Here is an 18,646-nt window from a genome sequence, read left to right as displayed (position 1 = left end):
CCTTTGCAAGCGATTACAGCCGATTAACTCTGGTATTCACACCAGGGCACCCATTATGTGGGTTAGGCCAACTTGAGTTCCATCCTCCAAGAATCTTCTGAATACAAATTCTTCCCTGCTAATATTAATTAATGTCGTCCAGCTGTCAATGATCGTAAAAAAAGCCGCAGAAATCCAATTCAACTGATTGATTTAAATTAATATTCCATCAATAAATGACGCTATCGCGCAGTAGCAACTCACTTTTTTGGTGCTTTATCACAAAACCCCAGCAAAAGTAGATATAAAAACCAGTCGCTAAAAATTAAGTAGATTTTAAAACCATAAACGTAAGTTTAAGTAGTTAATAACACCAATTAAATCACCAAAACACATTGATTTCATTAAAAATGATAAAAAAATAGCTTTAATGAGATGATTTATCTCATCAAGAGAGACCTTATCTTGAAAACATAGCCTTAAGGCTTATTTAAAATAAGGGTATGAGAAGAGGGATAAATGCCTGAGAGCATGAAACTCCAAGCTTTTGCGGCTGGGGGGTGAATGTGTAGCACATTCAGTTTTCCCCGCGAATACGCAACCGATATAAGGTATGAAAGCCAACCGGGGGCACGTTCGGTCCCCTCTCCTTTTGGGAGAGGGTTAAGGTGAGGAGCATCCCTAGCTGGAAAGCAGCTTGCCTCTGACAATGACTTTACCCGGTTTAATATCGTGATCGACGGCCCGGCGGATAGCCAAACCTAGCGCCTGCCAGGCGATTTCATGCAGATCGTGGGAAATACAGGGGAAATTAAAACCGTAAATCGCCGCATTGGAAACTTCATCAATACCAAACAACGAGACGTCTTTCATCAACGCCAAACGATGATCGACACAAGATTTGATGATGCCTAGCGAGATCTGGTTATTACAGCCGACAAAATAGTCTGGCGGCGGCTGGCGATCGAGATACTCGTTGGTTACGCGCAGGGCGGCATCCATATAGAAATCCGCATGAATAATCTCCAGGCTCGCCACCTTGCCTTGCAGCGCAGCAATCAGCCCGGTAACCCGCTCTTTGGCCACGTTGGAATCCTCTGGCCCGGAAACTACCACCACCTTTTGGCTGTTCTGCTCCAGCAGATAACGCCCCGCCTGTAAACCGCAGTCCAGATTGTCGATATACACACCGCTGCAAAACGCCCCATCCAGTTCCCGATCGACCAGCACCACCGGGATGCCGAGCCTCTCCAGGTTTTTCAGGTAGCCGGGCGTGTAGTTTCGGTCCGATGAAATCACCGATAAAATGATGGCGTCCACGTTGTAGCCAATCAGTTTATCGATAATGCGGTTTTCATTCTCCTGCGACTCATAAGAGTCAAACACCAGCGTATCGTAGCCCGCTTTCTGCGCCTCCAGCGTCATCAGCCGGGTGAGCGCACCAAAAAACGGGTTGGCCATATCAGGGTTAACGATGCCGATCGTTTTGCTTGCTTTAGCCCGCAGATTGCGTGCGGCCGTGTTCATCACATACCCCAGACTCTCCGCCGTCTTGAGGATGCGATCGAGCGTATCGGGGTGGACTTTATCCGGCTGGGAGAAGGCGCGGGATACGGTAATTTTGCTGACATTTGCAAGCGCTGCGACGCTCTCTAGCGTCGCTTTCAGTGGTCGATCGGCCGCCAAGTGTGACTCCTGGTTGGAACATATCATTTTGTATCATGACAAGGTGATCAAGGATTATCACCTCTTATGTAAATACTCTCATCACCGCAGCATCAACCGACGCGCCGGACGTTGGGATCGGTAAAAACATCCAGATCATCACGGCTTTGCGACGAGAACTCAGAAACCACCGCGCCAAGCTTGCCTGCCTGGAACCAGTGTCTGGTATTAGGCTTGATTGTATATTGTTCTCCCGCGCGCAACAAAATATAACGCTGACAGGTATACCACTGTTCGAACCCGGCTGGAGGTTGACAGGTTGGAGTCCCCCGCTCGGTGTTCAAGGTCAGGGCATCATCATCCACAAACAGATAGACCTCCCCCCAGCGGCAGCGGAACGTTTCCTGTTTGCCCGGCGTATCATCAAACGGCGGATGGAGATGCTCCGGACAGGTCTGGTGTGGAAACAACACCAGCTCCTTGGCGCAGTAGCGCGGGGTGTTAATGTAAGTGAGTAGCTGTAACCCCGAGCGCGGGTAATCGGCCAGGCCGAAATCCGTCAGCTCGATCTCCTGTTTTTCCACGTCGGTCAACCGTATGCCACAGCCTGCAAGCAAGGTTTGGGTTCTTTCTAGCGCGTCGATAGGTCGCTGCATGATGTCCTCGTTAACGTTAATGATATCGATACCATCATAATTAACATCACATGCCAATAAATGTGATCTTAACGACTATTTCACCTCATTAAACCAACAAATTTTAACACAAAAGCAAAAAACACAACCAACATCACACATTTTTAGCCCGCTCGCGCTTACTATCCTGCTCATTGAAATGATATCGATACCATAAAAATGATACGAAAGGATGACAACCATGCAAGCATTAGTGCTAGAAAAACCCGGTAAAATCAGCATCCAGGATTGTCAGTTTGATGAAGTCCTTGGCGAAAACGATGTACAGGTCAAGATCCATTCCGTCGGTATTTGCGGCAGCGATGTGCATTACTATCAGCATGGCCGCATTGGACCGTTCGTGGTTAACGCCCCGATGGTGCTGGGCCATGAAGCTGCCGGCGTCGTCATGGCGGTTGGCAAAAACGTTCGCCACCTGCAGGTTGGCGATCGGGTTTGCATGGAGCCTGGCATTCCCGATCTGCAATCACAGCAATCCCGTGCAGGGATCTACAACCTGGATCCAGCCGTTCGCTTCTGGGCCACACCGCCGATCCACGGCTGCCTGAGAGAGAGCGTCATCCACCCTGCCGCCTTCACCTTTAAACTGCCGGATAACGTCAGCTTTGCCGAAGGTGCCATGGTTGAACCCTTGGCCATCGGGATGCACGCCGCCACCAAGGCCGCGATCAAGCCGGGTGATATCGCGCTGGTGATTGGCGCTGGCCCCATCGGCGTGGTGACCGCCCTGGCGGCGTTGGCCGGTGGATGCTCAGATGTGATTATCTGCGATCTGTTTGAAGAGAAACTGCAGGTGGCCGCCAATTATGAGGGGCTGCACGCGGTCAATATCAAAACCGGCAACCTGGCGCAAAAGGTCGCCGAGTTGACCAGCGGCAACGGCGTCGATATCGTGTTCGAATGCAGCGGGGCCAAACCGGCCATCGGCGGCGTCAGCGAGCATATTGCTCCCGGCGGCACCGCAGTGCTGGTCGGCATGCCGATCGATGCTGCCCCCATGGACATCGTGGCCGCCCAGGCCAAAGAGGTCACCTTCAAGACCATTTTCCGTTACGCCAATATGTATCCACGCACCCTGCGCCTGCTCAGCTCCGGCAAGTTGCGGGTACAGCCGCTGATCTCGCAAAGCTTCAAGTTCAAAGACAGCGTGGCCGCCTTTGAACGCGCGGCGGCGGGTCATCCAACCGACATCAAAATCATGTTGGAAATGGAGTAACCCATGGCGCTCTATGCAGGCATCGACTGTGGTACACAAGGCACCAAGGTGGTGATTGTCGATGGCACATCCGGCACCATCGTGGGCCAAGGCAGCGCGCCGCATGAGATGATCAGCGACTCTTCCGGCCGCCGGGAACAGTTGACCGAGTGGTGGATTGAGGCATTGCTGCTGGCGTTTCGTCAGGCGATCGACAGCGCCAGCATTGACCCAGCGGCAATTGTCGCCCTGTCGGTTTCCGGGCAGCAGCACGGTTTCGTTGCTCTGGATGAACAAGGCGAAGTGCTGCACGCGGTAAAGCTATGGTGCGACACCTCCACCAAGCGGGAAAACGACGTTCTGCTGGCAGGCCTGGGTGGCATCAAAGGTTCCTTGCAGAAGCTGGGGCTGATGGTGGCGGCGGGCTATACCGCGTCCAAGATCTTGTGGTTCAAGCAACAACATCCACAGCTGTGGGCACGGTTGAAAACGGTACTGTTACCGCATGACTATCTCAACTTCTGGCTAACCGGGGAGCGGGTCGCGGAATTTGGCGATGCCTCCGGCAGCGGGCTGTTTGACATTCGTCAGCGCTGCTGGGATCGCGATGCCGTAGCGCTGATCGACGATAGCGGCCTGCTATGGAATGCCCTGCCTCGCCTGATCAACGCTGAGGAAAGCGTTGGCTGCTTGCGCCAGGAAGTCGCTGCCCTGCTGGGTCTGCAGCCCAATGTCCGGGTGGCCAGCGGCGGCGGCGACAACATGATGGCGGCAATCGGCACCGGTAACATTCACCCCGGTATCGTGACCATGAGCCTCGGCACCTCCGGGACGCTGTTTGCCTATGCCGATCGGCCGGTGGTCAGCCATTCTGAAGCGATTGCCGGTTTCTGCTCCAGCAGCAACGGCTGGCTGCCGCTGATTTGCACCATGAACGTCACCTCTGCCAGCACCTCGGTACAGCGCCTGTTGCAGCAGGACGTGGCCGGATTCAATCAGGCACTTGCCGCCACCGAGCCTGGAGCAGCGGGCGTGATGATGCTGCCGTTTTTCAACGGCGAGCGCGTTCCACAACTGCCCGCAGCCAAGGCCAGCCTGCATAACCTGGACAGTGACAACTTTACCGGAGCCAACCTGTGCCGGGCCGTGGTGGAAAGCGCTACCTATGGCCTGCGCTATGGCCTTGACCTGTTCCAGCAGCAAGGTATTTCCACCAGCGAAATTCGCCTCACCGGCGGTGGCGCTCGCAGCGCCTGCTGGCGGCAGATCGTTGCCGACGTGATGAACTGCCCGGTGGTGTGTCTGGCAGAAAAGGAAACCGCTGCGCTGGGTGCCGCCATTCAAGCTATGTGGTGTGACAACCTTGCGGCCCAACCCGACCTGTTGGCCTCAGAAGAGTTAACCAGGCTATGCCAGCGTTTTGTCCGGCTGGATGAAGAGACCCGCGTGATGCCAGATCCGCAGCGCCAGCGGCAATATGCCGATCTGTATGCCGGTTACCTGAACCTACTGCAAAAAGAGTATCCCGAGGTGAAGCTATGACACGCGATCCCCAGACCCAAGCCCCGGCCTACTTGCTGGAAGTCACCGGCGTGAGGAAGTCGTTTGGCTCCGTCGTCGCACTGAAAAACGCCGAATTCTGCCTGCGCAAAGGGTCGATCCACGCGCTGTGCGGTGGCAACGGTGCCGGGAAATCCACCTTTCTCAGCATCCTGATGGGCTTTATCCAGCCCGACAGCGGCGATATTTTCGTCAATGGCCAACGCTGTGAGTTTGCTCATCCAAAAGAGGCGCTGGCGGCTGGCATCGCTATCGTGCAACAAGAGCTGAGCGCCATCCCCGATCTGACGGTGGCCGAAAACATCTGGTTGGGGCGCGAACCCCGCCGCCTGGGGTTTGTGGATTTCAAAACCATGAACCAGCAGACCGCTGCGCTGTTACAGGACCTGCATTTTTCCCTGTCGCCGACGGAAAAAATGCGCAACCTCAGCGTGGCGGAACAGCAACTGGTGGAGATCGCCAAGGCCCTCTCCCACTCCGATGCCGACATCATCATCATGGATGAACCCACGTCGGCCATCGGCGAGGAGGACGTGCAAAAAATCTTTCAGGCGATCACCCGTTTGGCTGCCAAGGGGAAAGGCATCATTTATGTCTCGCACCGTCTGTCCGAGATCTTCCAGATTGCCGACAGCTACACCATTTTCCGCGACGGCAGCTATATCCATGAAGGGTTATTGCAAGATATCACCCGCGAGCAACTGATCGAGCACATCATTGGCGGCGAGTTCGAAAGCGAGTTTGCCAAATTCAATCAGCCCAGCGATGAAGTGATGATGGAGGTGCAGCACCTGTGCTGGGGCAACAAGATCCGCGACATCAGCCTGACGTTAAAACGCGGCGAGATCCTGGGGATTTACGGGCTGGTAGGGTCCGGGCGCAGTGAGTTCCTTGATCTGATCTTTGGCATTCAGCACGCGGACAGCGGCACCATCCAGATCGGCGATCGTCAGCTCGCCAAACATTCACCGCAAGAATCAATCAACAGCGGTCTGGCCTACGTGACGGAAGACCGCAAGGATACCGGCCTGGTGCTGTGCCGCTCGGTTAAAGAAAATATCAACGTGGCTTCGCTGGGTGCCATCAGCCAACTGGGCATGATTAACCCAGGCCAGGAACAGCAGCGTGCCAACGATATGATCCAGCGCTTCAACATCAAAACCCCCGATGCCGACCATATCGTCGGCAACCTGAGCGGCGGCAACCAGCAGAAGGTGGTATTGGGGCGTTGGGCCTTGCTCGATCCGCAAATCATGCTGCTCGATGAGCCGACGCGCGGCATTGATGTGGGGGCCAAAAAAGAGATCTACCGCTTTATGTCCGAATTCGCGCTGAAGGATAAAGCGATCATCATGGTGTCTTCCGAGCTGTCAGAAATTATCGGTATGAGCGACCGCATTCTGGTGTTTCGTAACGGCATGCTCGCCGGTGAATTATCGACTAAAAACGCCACGCAGGCGGAACTAATGAAACTGGCCGTATAGCCAGGCAATCAACTCATTATTTTAAAGAGAACTTACTATGAATGGCACCCACTCATTAACGCCCGGGTTAGCTTTTTTTACGCAAAATAAACGACATCTGCACAAATACGGCATTATTATCGCCTTCTTCGTGTTGTGTCTGATCGTCACGGTGATCGGCGAGGTTCAGGTGGCGCAAGGTGCCTGGAGCAGCAATTACTTCTTAAGCGACGAGAACATGCTGATCGTTCTGCGCCAGATCTCGATTAACGGCATTCTGGCCATCGGCATGACCTTTGTGATTATTACCGCCGGGGTCGATCTTTCCGTGGGCTCGGTATTGGCGCTGAGCGGCATCGTTGCCGCCCGCTTTGCCACCACCAACAGCGGGCTGTCTATCGGCGATACCGCGCACGCCGTGATGGTGCCGCTGATTGTCGCCCTGGGCATCGGTATCGTCTGCGGGCTGATCAACGGCACCATTCTGGCCCGCTACCGCTTGCAGCCCTTCATCGTCACCATGGGGATGCTTTCCGCCGCCCGTGGCCTGGCGCTGCTGACGACCGACGGTAACCCGGTTTCCCAACTCAACAACGATTTCCGCTGGTTAGGCAATGGCTATGTGCTGGGCATCCCGGTGCCGGTGATTATTTTCACCGCCCTGTTTGTGCTCGCCTGGATCCTGCTCAATAAGACCATCTTCGGCCGCCATGTGTATGCCGTGGGGGGCAACCAGAAGAGCGCCCGCACCTCCGGCATCAGCGTGATCCAAATCAAGGTATTGGTCTACACCCTGTGTGCTGCCCTGGCGGGGATCGCCGGTTTGATCCTGACGGCCCGTACCGGCTCCGCGCAAACCAACGCCGGTAGCGCCTACGAGCTGGACGCCATTGCCGCCGTGGTCATTGGCGGCACCAGCATGGCTGGCGGCGTCGGCACCTTGGTTGGCACCCTGTTCGGCGTATTGATTATCGGCGTGATGAATAACGGCCTCGATTTGCTCGGTGTGCAGTCCTATTACCAGCAGATCATCAAGGGCGCATTGATTGTTGTCGCCGTGTTGCTCGACCCGTCACGCAAACAACAGCGTGACTAACTTACCTCATAACAACAAAACCCTATAACCAGGAGTCACCATGAACAAGATGACCAAAATTGCGTTGCTCACCTCCGGCCTGCTGCTGGGGACCTCAACGCTGGCCCAGGCCGCCCCGGTGAAAATCGCCGTGCTGATGTACGGCATGAAGGCCGAGTTTGTCCAACTGATGGAAAAGGCGGCGAAAGAGCATCCTGAGGTTAAAAACGGCAACGTGCAGCTCACCGTTTACGATGGCCGCTACGACCCGATGGTGCAGAACAATCAGGCAGAAACCGCCATTCAGACCAAAACTGATGCCATCATCATTAACCCGATGGATTACGAGGCCAACATCGATGTAGTGACCATGGCCAACAAGGCCAAGATCCCGGTGGTAGTCACCAATGCCCGTTTGAATACCGATCAGATGACCTCTGAAGTGGTCTCTGACGACGTGCTCGGCGGATATCTGGAAGCCAAAGCGGTGCTGCAAAAAATGAACTGCCAGGGCAACGTGGTGATTATCGAAGGGCCAAAAGGCGGCAGCGGCGAGATCCAGCGTGGGCAAGGCAACGACAAGGCTATTGCCGAATGTGGTCCAGGCAAAATCAAGGTGCTGGAGCGCAAGACGGCCAACTGGTCACGTGCCGAGGCACTGCCGCTGATGGAAAACTGGTTGCAGAAACACCGTGGCCAGATTAACGGCGTCATCGCGCAAAACGACGAAATGGCCTTGGGGGCGATTGAAGCCATCAAGGGTGCCAATCTGAACGTGAAAGACTTTGCGATTGCCGGGGTCGACGGCGTCTCCGATGCCATTCGTGCCGTGCAGGCCGGTGAGATGGTGTCGATTCTGCAAGATGCTCATGCCCAGATGCAGGGTTCTATCGATGTAGCGCTGCGTGCGGTACAAGGCGACAGCTATCAGCCACAGTCGGATATCTGGAAGCAGTATGCAGGCCAGATGCAGTGGGATAACGGCACGGCTAAACGCTACTCGGTGCCATGGACCGTGGTGACCACCGAAAACGCAGCCCAACTGCTGGATGCGCGTAAGTAATTTTCACTAACCATTTGAATAAATTAATTAATCCCCTCACCCCAACCCTCTCCCACAGGGAGAGGGTGCTGCATGGAGCGCGAAGTTAGCCCGTACAGCTTCGAAAAGTTGGGAGTGATAAAAAGACTAAAGACAGGACATTACGCAGAAAATCAACGAACTCGATCCCCACAGGGAGAGGGAGCTGAATGGAGCGCGAAATTAGCCCGTACAGCTTCGAAAAGTTGGGAGTAATAAAAAGACCAAAAACAGGACGTTATGCCAATCAATTCACCGAAATCCCCCACTTTTTCATCCGCGATAGCAGCGTTGTCCGTTTTAGCCCAAGGCGCTGTGCTGCCCCACGTGGCCCGGCGACTACGCCGTTGGTTTCTCTCAGCACACGTAGCACCCGTTGGCGCTCATCCTCCTCCGGCGATACCGTTTCCATGGCTGGCGCCGAGAGCACCACTGCGGGTTGCGAATACTGCAATTCAGGTAGCGGCAGCTCGAGCACCGAGCCACGCGTCAGCAATACCGCCCGCTCAATCACGTTCTCCAGTTCACGCACGTTGCCCGGCCATGGCATCTGGCTTAATAACCGCAGCGTTTGCGCCGGGATACTGTCGATGGTGCGTTTCATGCGGCGAGCGATTTTATGGGTCAGGAACTTCACCAACTGGGGGATATCCTCAGGCCGTTCGCGCAGCGGTGGAATGACGATAGGAAACACGTTCAGGCGATAGAACAGATCGCTGCGAAACTCACGATCGGCCACCATCTGTTGCAAATCCCGGTTGGTGGCGGCGATCAGACGGATATCAACAGAGATCGGTTTGTTGCCACCGACTCGCTCAAACTCCCGCTCCTGTAACACCCGCAGCAGCTTGGGTTGCAGCTCAATGGGGATCTCCCCCACTTCATCCAGGAACAGTGTCCCCTTCTCCGCCAGCTCAAAGCGGCCCATGCGTTGCGTGGAAGCCCCGGTAAACGAGCCTTTTTCATGGCCAAACAGGTCGCTTTCCAACAAACCCGCAGGCATTACCGCACAGTTCATTTTCACCATGCGCTGGTCACGCCGTTCGCTCAGATTATGGATCGCTCGTGCTATCAGCTCCTTGCCGGTGCCCGTTTCCCCGAGGATCAGCACCGAACAGTCGCTTTTAGCCACAATTTCGACCTGTTTGAGTACCGAAGACATCCCCGCGCTGCGCCCAACAATCTCGCTCAGATCGGGATGATTGACGTTGATCTGCTCGGTCAGATACAGGTTCTCATGCACCAGGCTCTCTTTAAGCCGGTTGATCTCCTGGCAGGCCAGCGCGTTATCCACCGCGATAGCAATACGTTCTGCAATCTGTTGCAGCACCCGCAAGTTGGCCGCGTTGAAGCCATCCGCCTGGCATTGCGCCAGCTTCAGCACGCCCAGCTTCTTTTGGCCGAATATCAGTGGCAATACGCACAATGCCTCGATCCTGCCCTGTGATATATCAAACAGCCGACGTTCATAGCCGGAAAGCTGCTCGGCATTTTTCAGGTTCAACAGCAGCATTTCGCCGCTGCTCATCACCCGTTCGGTTAAGGTGCCTGCCAGCGCCACGTTGTACTGCTGGCGTTCGGCGGCGTTATTGTTCAGATAGTGGGTAGAGTAGATGGTGAGCTGCTCGGCGTGATTACTGCGTAACACGATGCTGATGGCGTCACTGTTGAAAAAGTGGTGAATTTTCTCCGAGATCTCCCCCATTACGTCATCCAGATCCAGCTTTGACAGCACCGCATTGGTGACATCCACCAAGATGCGATAGTCATCCAGCTCATGACGCAGTTGGTGCTGTAGCCCTTGCGCGTTTTCCAGCAAAACAATCTGCTGCGTGGCCAGTGCCACCAGCTCCATCAGCGTTTGCAACTGCACCAGGCTGGCATCGCTGAACGGCTCGTTTCCGCTACGCAGTAATTCACAGCCACCGAGCGGCCGCCCCCCCGCATGTAGCGGCATCAAACAGTATTGGTTGAAGGGAGGATGCAACTTCAGGACGCGGATTTGCGGATAGCGATCGTGCAGCTCATCGGCCTGCCAGCGTTGGGGTAACGAGCTGTGTTGAAAGCGGCTCACCGGGCCATTCGCCAGCAGCGTTTCGTCCTGATAGTTTACCGGCTGCTGCGCGTGATCCAGCCCGTGAAAACTCACCCGTTCGCTATGGGGATCAAATAGCACCAACGCGACGCTGTCGGCCAGTTGCAGGCGCCGCAACACCTGACGCAATTGCAGTAGCAGATCGATGAAATTATGCTGCCCGAGCAGCATGCGGGTAATTTCGAGCAGGTCTTGTTGTTCTAAGCGTACAGTCGACATGGTTTATCACTTGTCTGAGTCACGAAGATTATTGCCAGCGAACATCCTCACAAAGAGTAAGGTTTGTTAATGGTAATTTCTCCCGACCGGATCAACAAAACACCGCAACAGGAATGTCATTTGCCGGGGATAGCACAATTTATCGCCGTTCCTGGCCACCTTCGCCTGCCAGGAACAGCGCGACGTCCTGCTCCACTTCCCCCATAGCTTGCAGCGCCGACAAGGTTTCCTGTGCTTCGTGCTCATCCAGGCGGCTCATGGCAAAGCCTACATGGATCAGCACCCAGCTACCGATTAGCGCTTCTGGCGGTTCATCGTCCTGGCACACCAGGGCAATATTCACTTCTCGTTGCACACCGCAGACGTCGACCCAGGCGTGCTGGGGTTGGTTTTCGTCCAGCGCCACAATCTTACCGGGAATGCCTATACACATGCTTTTTCCTCTTGGTTATTCAATTTCCAGGCGCTTGAGTTGCAAGCCGTCATCCGCCTGCACCCGCAGGTTGCGCCCGCCGCATTGCGGGCAGACCAAGACCTGGGGAACCAGCAGTTGCATATCCGCCCGGCAGTCGTGACACCAGCACTGGGCCTGTTGTTCGAGCAGATGTAACTCACAGCCTTCGGCCAAGGTGCCACGGCAAACCATATCGAAGCAGAACCGTAGGGACTCCGCTTCCACGCAGGAAAATGCGCCAATCTCAAACCAGACGGCGGTAATGCGCCGGGCATGATTTTGCCGGGCGTGTTGCTGCATGATTTCCATCGCATGATGGCACAGGGTTATTTCATGCATCTGTCCTCCGTTGTTCGGTGATGAATGGCCGAAGCTTCAGTTAGTGCAATTACGGTGCCAAGGTGATGTCTTGGCCCCTCTCCCCAAGGAGAGGGGACCGATCGAGTTGGGCTGAAAGTATAGTGATCCTTCATAAACACCGGCTGACTCACCTTTGCTAAAAGAGGCGATCGAGGTTGCTGATATGACAGCCCTTCTCCCAACAGAGTAGGGGCTATCAGCTCCCTCTCCCTGTGGGAGAGGGCTGGGGTGAGGGCCAAACCGTCATTTTTGCTACCGATTTCGTCAAAAATGACGAAGTGACGACGCCAATCCGGGCTGAATGTGACGAATATCCCCTCCCGCGTCGTCGTTTATGCCAATCAGCCGTTCATATGCGGCCAATGAAAACCCAACCATTTGTTTCGTATGTGTTTATTACGTTTGGCACGTTTTATGTATAGCTAACGGCAGCACAGACTCAAAGGCTCGCCGCCTGGGGTTTAACGATGGAAGGTAACCAGGAGTGACTGATGAACAGGTTTATCATGGCCGATCCGCAAAAATGCATCGGCTGCCGCACTTGTGAGATCGCCTGCGTAGTGGCACATAGCCAAAACCAGGATGTCTCGGCGCTGGATGCCGCCAACTTCACGCCTCGCCTGCATCTGCTGAAAGGCGGCAATGTCAGCACCGTGGTGCTGTGTCGTCAGTGTGATGATGCCCCCTGCGCCAGCGTTTGCCCCAACGGGGCCATCAGCCAGAGCGACGGCATGGTCAAGGTCACGCAGGAACGCTGCATCGGCTGTAAAGCCTGCGTCATGGCTTGCCCATATGGGGTGATGGAAGTGATCACCCGCCCGGTACCCCACCATGGCAATGCCTTGATGTTCCCCGCCGCCGAGAAAGCAGAAGCGCACAAGTGCGATCTCTGCTCCGGGCGAGCCAACGGCCCGGCCTGTATGGAGTTTTGCCCCACCGATGCGCTGCACTGCGTAGACCAACAGCTGCTGCAAAAAATGAATGCGGAAAAACGCCGCCGCGCCGCACTCACCCCACTGTCGTTGGCAATGTGAGCGTGAATCGCTTTCTGTTGGAGGAACGGCCATGAACCGCTTTGTTATTGCGGAGCCTCAGCACTGTATCGGCTGCAACACCTGCATGGCCGCCTGCACCGAGGTGCATAAGGCTGAAGGGCTACAGTCGCATCCCAGACTGACGGTGACGCGCGTCGGAGAGCAAACGGCACCGATGCTTTGCCGCCAATGTGAAGACGCCCCTTGCGCGCGCGTTTGCCCGGTCAATGCCATCACGCACGGCGAGCACGCCATCGAGCTGAACGAGACCCTGTGCATTGGCTGCAAGCTGTGTGGCCTGGCCTGCCCGTTCGGTGCAATCACGCCTGCGGGCAGTGGGCCGGTCAATATCCCGTCGATGTTTGAACAGTACGTCCCGGCAGAACTGTTGCCCGACGTGCCAACCAGTCCCGCAAGCCAATCGCCCTATCTGTCCTGGAATGCCGGGATTAAAACGGTGGCGGTGAAGTGCGATCTCTGCGCGTTCCTCGCCGATGGGCCTGAATGCGTACGCATCTGCCCAACCAATGCCTTGCATATCGTCGATGAACAGCAGCTTGAGCAGGAAGCGCAGGCCCGGCGTTTGGCGCGAGCCGGCCAGGTCGCGATCGGCTGGCCATCCTCTCCTTCTCTCGTCAGGGGGCAGAAATAAACATGGACTCTCTCACTCTACTGCTTTGGGCTTTGGTGATTTATGTCGCCGGTGGCGTGCTGTCGCTGCTGCTGTTTCGCCGGGAGCGCCTTGCCATTTTGCTGGCGGGGATCAGCGCAATGCTCGGTGGCCTGTTAGGACTATGCAGCGCCGTTCCCGTCCTGTTAAGCGGGCATACCCTCTCCTTCTCCACCCCTGGCCTGTTCTCGTTTGCCGCTTTTGTGGTGCGCATGGACTCGCTGGCGGCCTTTATGCTGGTGGTGATTTCGCTGCTGGTCACCGTTTGCGCGTTGTATTCCATCGCCTATGTGCAGGAATATCGCGGTAAAGGCGCCGCGAGCATGGGGTTCTTTATGAACCTGTTTATCGCCTCGATGGTCGGGCTGGTGGTGATGGATAACGCCTTCTACTTCATCATTCTGTTCGAAATGATGTCGCTGGCCTCCTGGTTCCTGGTGATCGCCGATCAGGATGACGAATCCATCAGCGCCGGTTTGCTGTACTTCTTTATCGCCCATGCCGGATCGGTGCTGATCATGATCGCCTTCTTCCTGATGTGGCGGCAGAGCGGCAGCCTGGACTTTGACTCCTTCCGTTCGCTGTCGCTTTCCCCTTGGATGGCATCGGTCGTTTTCCTGCTGGCTTTCTTTGGCTTTGGGGCCAAGGCGGGGATGCTGCCGCTGCACAGCTGGCTTCCGCGAGCCCACCCAGCAGCCCCTTCTCATGCTTCTGCGCTGATGTCTGGCGTGATGGTGAAGATCGGCATCTTCGGCATCATCAAGGTCGGGATCGATCTGCTGGGTGCCACCGAAATGTGGTGGGGCATCGTGGTGCTGGCCTTCGGCGCGGTGTCTGCGGTGTTGGGTGTGCTGTATGCGTTGGCCGAGCACGATATCAAACGCCTGCTGGCCTGGCACACGGTAGAGAACATCGGCATCATTTTAATGGGCGTTGGCGTGGCAATGGTCGGCATGGCTAGCGGACATCCGATAATGGCTGCGCTGGGCCTGCTCGGCGCGCTGTATCACCTGCTCAACCATGCGGTGTTTAAAGGCTTGCTGTTCCTGGGGGCCGGTGCCGTGATTTGGCGCGTGCATACCCGCGATATGGAACAGATGGGGGGTCTGGCGAAGCTGATGCCGCTGACCGGGCTGGCGTTCCTGATCGGCTGTATGTCGATTTCCGCCCTGCCGCCGCTGAACGGTTTTATCAGCGAGTGGTACACCTACCAATCGCTATTCTCCATGAGCCACGACGGTAACTTTGTGATGCGCCTCAGCGGCCCGATTGCCATGGTGATGCTGGCGATCACCGGGGCGCTGGCGGCGATGTGCTTCGTCAAGGTCTACGGCGTCAGCTTCTGCGGCGGGCCGCGCAGTGAAAAAGCGGCGCAGGCTCGCGAAGTGCCGTGGCAGATGACAGTCTCCATGCTGTTGCTGGCCCTGCTGTGCGTACTGCTCGGCGTGGGGGCCAGCGTAGTCGCACCCATTCTGGCGCAGGTTGCCATGACGCTGGTTGGCACTCATGACGTTACCGTCGTGCAAGGTTCAATGCTGGTGCCGCAACTGGCCAGCCAGGCCATGCTGTCGCCGGCGTTGACCTTTATCCTGTTGCTCGCTCTGCCGCTGATCCCATTGGCGGTGTATCTGCTGCTGAAAAGCAATCAGTCCAGCTTCCGCCGCCGTGGCGACCCTTGGGCCTGTGGCTATAACTGGGAGCAGGCGATGGCGGTGTCCGCAGGGGGCTTTACCCAGCCACTGCGTGCCATGTTTGCCTCGCTGTACCGTCTGCGCAAGCAGCTCGATCCAACGCCTGCATTGTCGCGGGCACTGGAACAGACCACCGCAGGGGCAACCCGTGCCGAACCGTTCTGGGATGACTGGATCATCAATCCGCTAGTCAAGGCCTCTCAGCGTCTGGGTGTGCGGTTGCAGGGCATGCAGAGCGGCGACTTCCGCTTCTATTGCCTGTATGTGGTGATCGCCTTGGTGATCCTGCTGTTGCTTGTCGCGGTTTAAGGGGAAATAGCATGTCGATGCAGGAAACACCGTCGTTAATGATGGGACTCTTCGCGCTGATGCAGGCGCTGATAATGCTGGCGCTCGCGCCGCTGTTCACCGGGATCTCCCGCCAAATCCGCGCCCGGATGCACTCGCGCCGTGGCCCCGGCATTTGGCAGGACTACCGCGATATGGGCAAGCTGTTCAAACGCCAGGAGGTGGCTCCGGCACAGTCGGGCGCCATATTCCGCGTGATGCCTTATGTGTTGCTGAGCAGCATGTTGCTGGTGGCGATGACGCTGCCCATCTTCACGCGGACGTCGCCGTTTGCCGGTGCGGGGGACTTGATCACCCTGCTCTATCTGTTCGCACTGTTCCGCTTCTTCTTCTCGCTGTCTGGTCTGGATACCGGTAGCCCGTTTGCCGGGATCGGGGCCAGCCGCGAACTGACGCTGGGCGTATTGGTGGAACCTACGCTGATCCTGGCGTTGCTGGTGGTGGCTCTGATTGCCGGGTCCACCAATATTGGCACCATCAGCGCCACCCTGACCGAAGGTTGGAGTTCCCCGACGGCTACCCTGCTGGCCATGCTGGCCTGCGGTTTCGCCGCATTTATCGAAATGGGCAAAATCCCCTTCGATGTAGCGGAGGCGGAACAGGAACTTCAGGAAGGGCCGCTGACCGAATACTCCGGCTCTGGCCTGGCGTTGGTGAAATGGGGGATCGGTCTCAAGCAGGTGGTGGTAGCCGAGCTGTTCCTGGCGGTGTTTATTCCCTTTGGCAAGGCGGCGGAACTGACGGTGCCTGCGCTGGCACTGGCGACAGTCATCATGCTGGCCAAGCTGCTGGCGGTGTTTGTCCTCGCCTCCATTTTTGAAAATACCTTGGCGCGTGGGCGGTTCTTGTTGACGCATCACGTTACCTGGCTCGGTTTTGGCGTAGCGGCGCTGGCCTTTGTCTTTTACCTAACCGGTCTGTAGCCGCCAGGAAACCCATTATGGAAAATACGCTCTGTTTGCAATATACCGCCCTCGCCACGCTGCTGCTGCCGTTTATCGGTGCGCTGCTGACGGCCTGCGTGCCGCAACGGATGGCCAAGTGGATCTGTACCCTGTTTGCACTGCTGGCCACGCTGGGTACGGTGATCATCGGTTGGTTATTCCTGGCCCATGGCAAGGCGGATACCACCATCACGCTGCTGCAATACGGCAACGTGGCACTGTTCGGTTTTATCATCGACCGCATCAGCACGCTGATTGTCTTCGCGGTGGTGTTTCTTGGCCTGCTGGTCAGCCTGTATTCCACCGGTTACCTCACCACGGCCAACCGCGAACATCCCCATGAGGGCAGCAACCGCTATTACGCTTTCCTGCTGATCTTTATCGGGGCGATGGCCGGGCTGGTGATGTCCTCCACCATCCTGGGGCAATTGCTGTTCTTCGAGATCACCGGCGGCTGTTCCTGGGGGCTGATTAGCTACTACCAGACGCCGAAGGCACAGCGCTCGGCCATGAAAGCCCTGCTGATCACCCATATTGCCTCGATCGGCTTATACCTGGCGGCAGCGACGCTGTTCCTCAATACCGGCACCTTCGCCCTGAGCGCGATTGCGCAGCTCAACGGTACGGCCAGTCTGGTCGTGTTTGGCGGCATCCTGTTTGCGGCCTGGGGGAAATCGGCCCAGCTTCCGTTGCAGGCCTGGCTACCCGATGCCATGGAAGCCCCTACTCCGGTGAGCGCCTATCTGCACGCGGCTTCGATGGTGAAGGTGGGCGTCTACATCTATGCCCGCGCCATCCTGTCTGCGGATACGGTGCCGCATATTATCGGCTGGGTCGGCATCGTCATGGCGACTATCACCCTGATTTACGGTTTCCTGATGTACCTACCGCAAAAGGATATGAAGCGTCTGCTGGCGTGGTCCACCATCACCCAGCTCTCCTATATCTTCCTGGCGTTATCCATCTCCATCTTCGGTTCCAAAACCGCCTTTATCGGTGGCGTGGCCTACATCTTTAACCACGCGTTTGCCAAGAGCCTGTTCTTCCTGGTAGCCGGAGCGCTGAGCTACAGCTGCGGCACCCGGATGTTGCCGCGCTTGCAGGGCGTGATGAACAAGATGCCGCTGCTGGGCGTGGGGTTCTGTGTAGCCGCGTTGGCGATCACCGGGGTGCCGCCGTTTAACGGCTTCTTCAGCAAGTTCCCGATTTTTGCCGCCGGTTTTGAACTGTCGCACGAGTTCTGGCTGATGACGCCGCTGATGGTGCTGGTGCTGATCGAATCGGTCGCCAGCTTTGCCTGGTTTATCTATTGGTTTGGGCGCGTTATTCCCGGCAAACCCAGTGATGAGGTGGCACAGGCCGCTCCGCTGCCGCTGGTGATGAGCGTGGTGTTAGTGATTCTGATCGCGATGTCGGTAGGTTCCAGCGTGATTGCCGTCGCCTGGCTTGGATAAGGGAGTTGATTATGACTGGTTCACTTATCGTCAATAACCTCGCGGGGCTGATGATGGTCACCTCGCTGCTGGTAATTGGCGCCAAACGGCCCGTGGCCTCGTGCTGGCTCTATGCCTTGCAGTCGCTGCTATTGGTGCTGATTTTCTTTACGCTGGGGCAAACCCTGGGCGCCCACCAGCTCACGCTGTGGGCGATCAGCGCCTTTATCACCAAGGTGGTGCTGGTGCCGGTGATCATGGCCTATGCCTTTCGCAAAATGGACGATCCCTCGGCGAACGGCAGCCTGATCGGCCCGGTGATGCTGATGCTGGCCGCGGCGGTGATTGTACTGCTGTGCTGGTTTGTGGTGGAGCCGGTGCAGGTGCCGCTGCTGGCCTCGCTGAAACCGGCGCTGGCGGTATCGCTGGGGCATTTCATGCTCGGCCTGCTGTGTATCGTCACCCAGCGCAACATCCTCAAGCAGGTGTTTGGCTACTGCCTGATGGAAAACGGTTCGCACCTGACGCTGGCGCTGCTGGCGAATCGCGCGCCGGAGCTGGTGGAGATTGGTATCGCCACCGATGCCATTTTTGCGGTGATCGTGATGGCCGTGCTGGCGCACAAAATCTATCGCACGCTCAACACGCTGAATGTTGAACAACTGACGGCGTTGAAGGGGTGAGA

The 18,646-nt window shown here is 56.5% G+C and carries 16 protein-coding genes; 11 read left to right on the top strand and 5 right to left on the bottom strand.

What is annotated here, in order from left to right:
- Positions 1-660: 660 nt before the first annotated feature.
- The gene (locus IMQ33_RS02615; RefSeq protein ID WP_226906586.1) at positions 661-1,665 is read right to left on the bottom strand and encodes a LacI family DNA-binding transcriptional regulator; all 1,005 of its coding nucleotides are present in this window, start codon (positions 1,663-1,665) and stop codon (positions 661-663) included.
- 92 nt (positions 1,666-1,757) lie between these two features.
- Positions 1,758-2,300, bottom strand: a complete 543-nt coding sequence (locus IMQ33_RS02610; protein ID WP_161739870.1) for a D-lyxose/D-mannose family sugar isomerase — start codon at positions 2,298-2,300, stop codon at positions 1,758-1,760.
- Between the two features lie 220 nt (positions 2,301-2,520).
- On the opposite strand from IMQ33_RS02610, the gene IMQ33_RS02605 reads away from it, so the two are divergent.
- From IMQ33_RS02605 to IMQ33_RS02585, 5 genes are read left to right on the top strand one after another with little or no spacing between them, the layout of a single operon-like run.
- The gene (locus IMQ33_RS02605) at positions 2,521-3,555 is read left to right on the top strand and encodes an NAD(P)-dependent alcohol dehydrogenase (RefSeq protein WP_161712239.1); all 1,035 of its coding nucleotides are present in this window, start codon (positions 2,521-2,523) and stop codon (positions 3,553-3,555) included.
- A gap of 3 nt (positions 3,556-3,558) precedes the next feature.
- Entirely contained in the window at positions 3,559-5,076 is a 1,518-nt protein-coding gene (gene xylB, locus IMQ33_RS02600; RefSeq protein WP_196061460.1) for a xylulokinase, read from the top strand.
- On the top strand, positions 5,073-6,578 hold the full coding sequence (locus IMQ33_RS02595; RefSeq protein WP_098927750.1) for a sugar ABC transporter ATP-binding protein: 1,506 nt from the start codon (positions 5,073-5,075) through the stop codon (positions 6,576-6,578). The genes xylB and IMQ33_RS02595 overlap by 4 nt, the downstream gene beginning before the upstream one ends.
- Positions 6,579-6,615: 37 nt before the next feature.
- Positions 6,616-7,653 (top strand): ABC transporter permease, encoded by a 1,038-nt coding sequence (locus IMQ33_RS02590; protein WP_024529696.1) that lies wholly within the window; start codon positions 6,616-6,618, stop codon positions 7,651-7,653.
- Positions 7,654-7,702: 49 nt separating this feature from the next.
- Positions 7,703-8,695 carry a substrate-binding domain-containing protein gene (locus IMQ33_RS02585; RefSeq protein ID WP_370571652.1) on the top strand — a complete coding sequence of 331 codons (993 nt, stop codon included), beginning with the start codon at positions 7,703-7,705 and terminating at the stop codon, positions 8,693-8,695.
- Positions 8,696-8,960: 265 nt separating this feature from the next.
- On the opposite strand, the gene flhA is transcribed toward IMQ33_RS02585, so the two are convergent.
- The 3 genes from flhA to hypA form a co-directional block, all read right to left on the bottom strand.
- Positions 8,961-11,027: a formate hydrogenlyase transcriptional activator FlhA gene (gene flhA / locus IMQ33_RS02580; RefSeq protein ID WP_196061458.1), complete on the bottom strand. Its 2,067-nt coding sequence runs from the start codon at positions 11,025-11,027 to the stop codon at positions 8,961-8,963.
- A gap of 139 nt (positions 11,028-11,166) precedes the next feature.
- Positions 11,167-11,460 carry a hydrogenase maturation factor HybG gene (gene hybG / locus IMQ33_RS02575; protein ID WP_065685199.1) on the bottom strand — a complete coding sequence of 98 codons (294 nt, stop codon included), beginning with the start codon at positions 11,458-11,460 and terminating at the stop codon, positions 11,167-11,169.
- A gap of 15 nt (positions 11,461-11,475) precedes the next feature.
- The gene (gene hypA / locus IMQ33_RS02570; RefSeq protein WP_065685200.1) at positions 11,476-11,820 is read right to left on the bottom strand and encodes a hydrogenase maturation nickel metallochaperone HypA; all 345 of its coding nucleotides are present in this window, start codon (positions 11,818-11,820) and stop codon (positions 11,476-11,478) included.
- 512 nt (positions 11,821-12,332) lie between these two features.
- On the opposite strand from hypA, the gene hydN reads away from it, so the two are divergent.
- Genes hydN through hyfE form a run of 6 tightly spaced genes read left to right on the top strand, consistent with a single transcriptional unit; the run spans position 12,333 to position 18,644 of the window.
- Positions 12,333-12,875, top strand: a complete 543-nt coding sequence (gene hydN, locus IMQ33_RS02565; RefSeq protein ID WP_065685201.1) for an electron transport protein HydN — start codon at positions 12,333-12,335, stop codon at positions 12,873-12,875.
- Between the two features lie 31 nt (positions 12,876-12,906).
- Positions 12,907-13,527 (top strand): 4Fe-4S dicluster domain-containing protein, encoded by a 621-nt coding sequence (locus tag IMQ33_RS02560; RefSeq protein WP_065685202.1) that lies wholly within the window; start codon positions 12,907-12,909, stop codon positions 13,525-13,527.
- 2 nt (positions 13,528-13,529) lie between these two features.
- Positions 13,530-15,545 carry a hydrogenase 4 subunit B gene (hyfB, locus tag IMQ33_RS02555; RefSeq protein ID WP_065685203.1) on the top strand — a complete coding sequence of 672 codons (2,016 nt, stop codon included), beginning with the start codon at positions 13,530-13,532 and terminating at the stop codon, positions 15,543-15,545.
- A gap of 11 nt (positions 15,546-15,556) precedes the next feature.
- On the top strand, positions 15,557-16,507 hold the full coding sequence (locus IMQ33_RS02550) for a respiratory chain complex I subunit 1 family protein (protein ID WP_304621653.1): 951 nt from the start codon (positions 15,557-15,559) through the stop codon (positions 16,505-16,507).
- Between the two features lie 17 nt (positions 16,508-16,524).
- Complete coding sequence (locus IMQ33_RS02545) at positions 16,525-17,982, top strand: hydrogenase 4 subunit D (RefSeq protein WP_065685205.1); 1,458 nt, start codon at positions 16,525-16,527, stop codon at positions 17,980-17,982.
- 11 nt (positions 17,983-17,993) lie between these two features.
- Positions 17,994-18,644, top strand: a complete 651-nt coding sequence (gene hyfE / locus IMQ33_RS02540) for a hydrogenase 4 membrane subunit (protein WP_196061457.1) — start codon at positions 17,994-17,996, stop codon at positions 18,642-18,644.
- Positions 18,645-18,646: the final 2 nt, after the last annotated feature.

The organism is Serratia sp. Res13-Sevr-LER1-36-b, assembly GCF_015673035.1.
Lineage (GTDB): Bacteria > Pseudomonadota > Gammaproteobacteria > Enterobacterales > Enterobacteriaceae > Chania > Chania fonticola_C.
The sequence above is the reverse complement of the archived record's forward strand: the minus strand, read 5'-3'. Positions and strand labels throughout refer to the sequence as shown.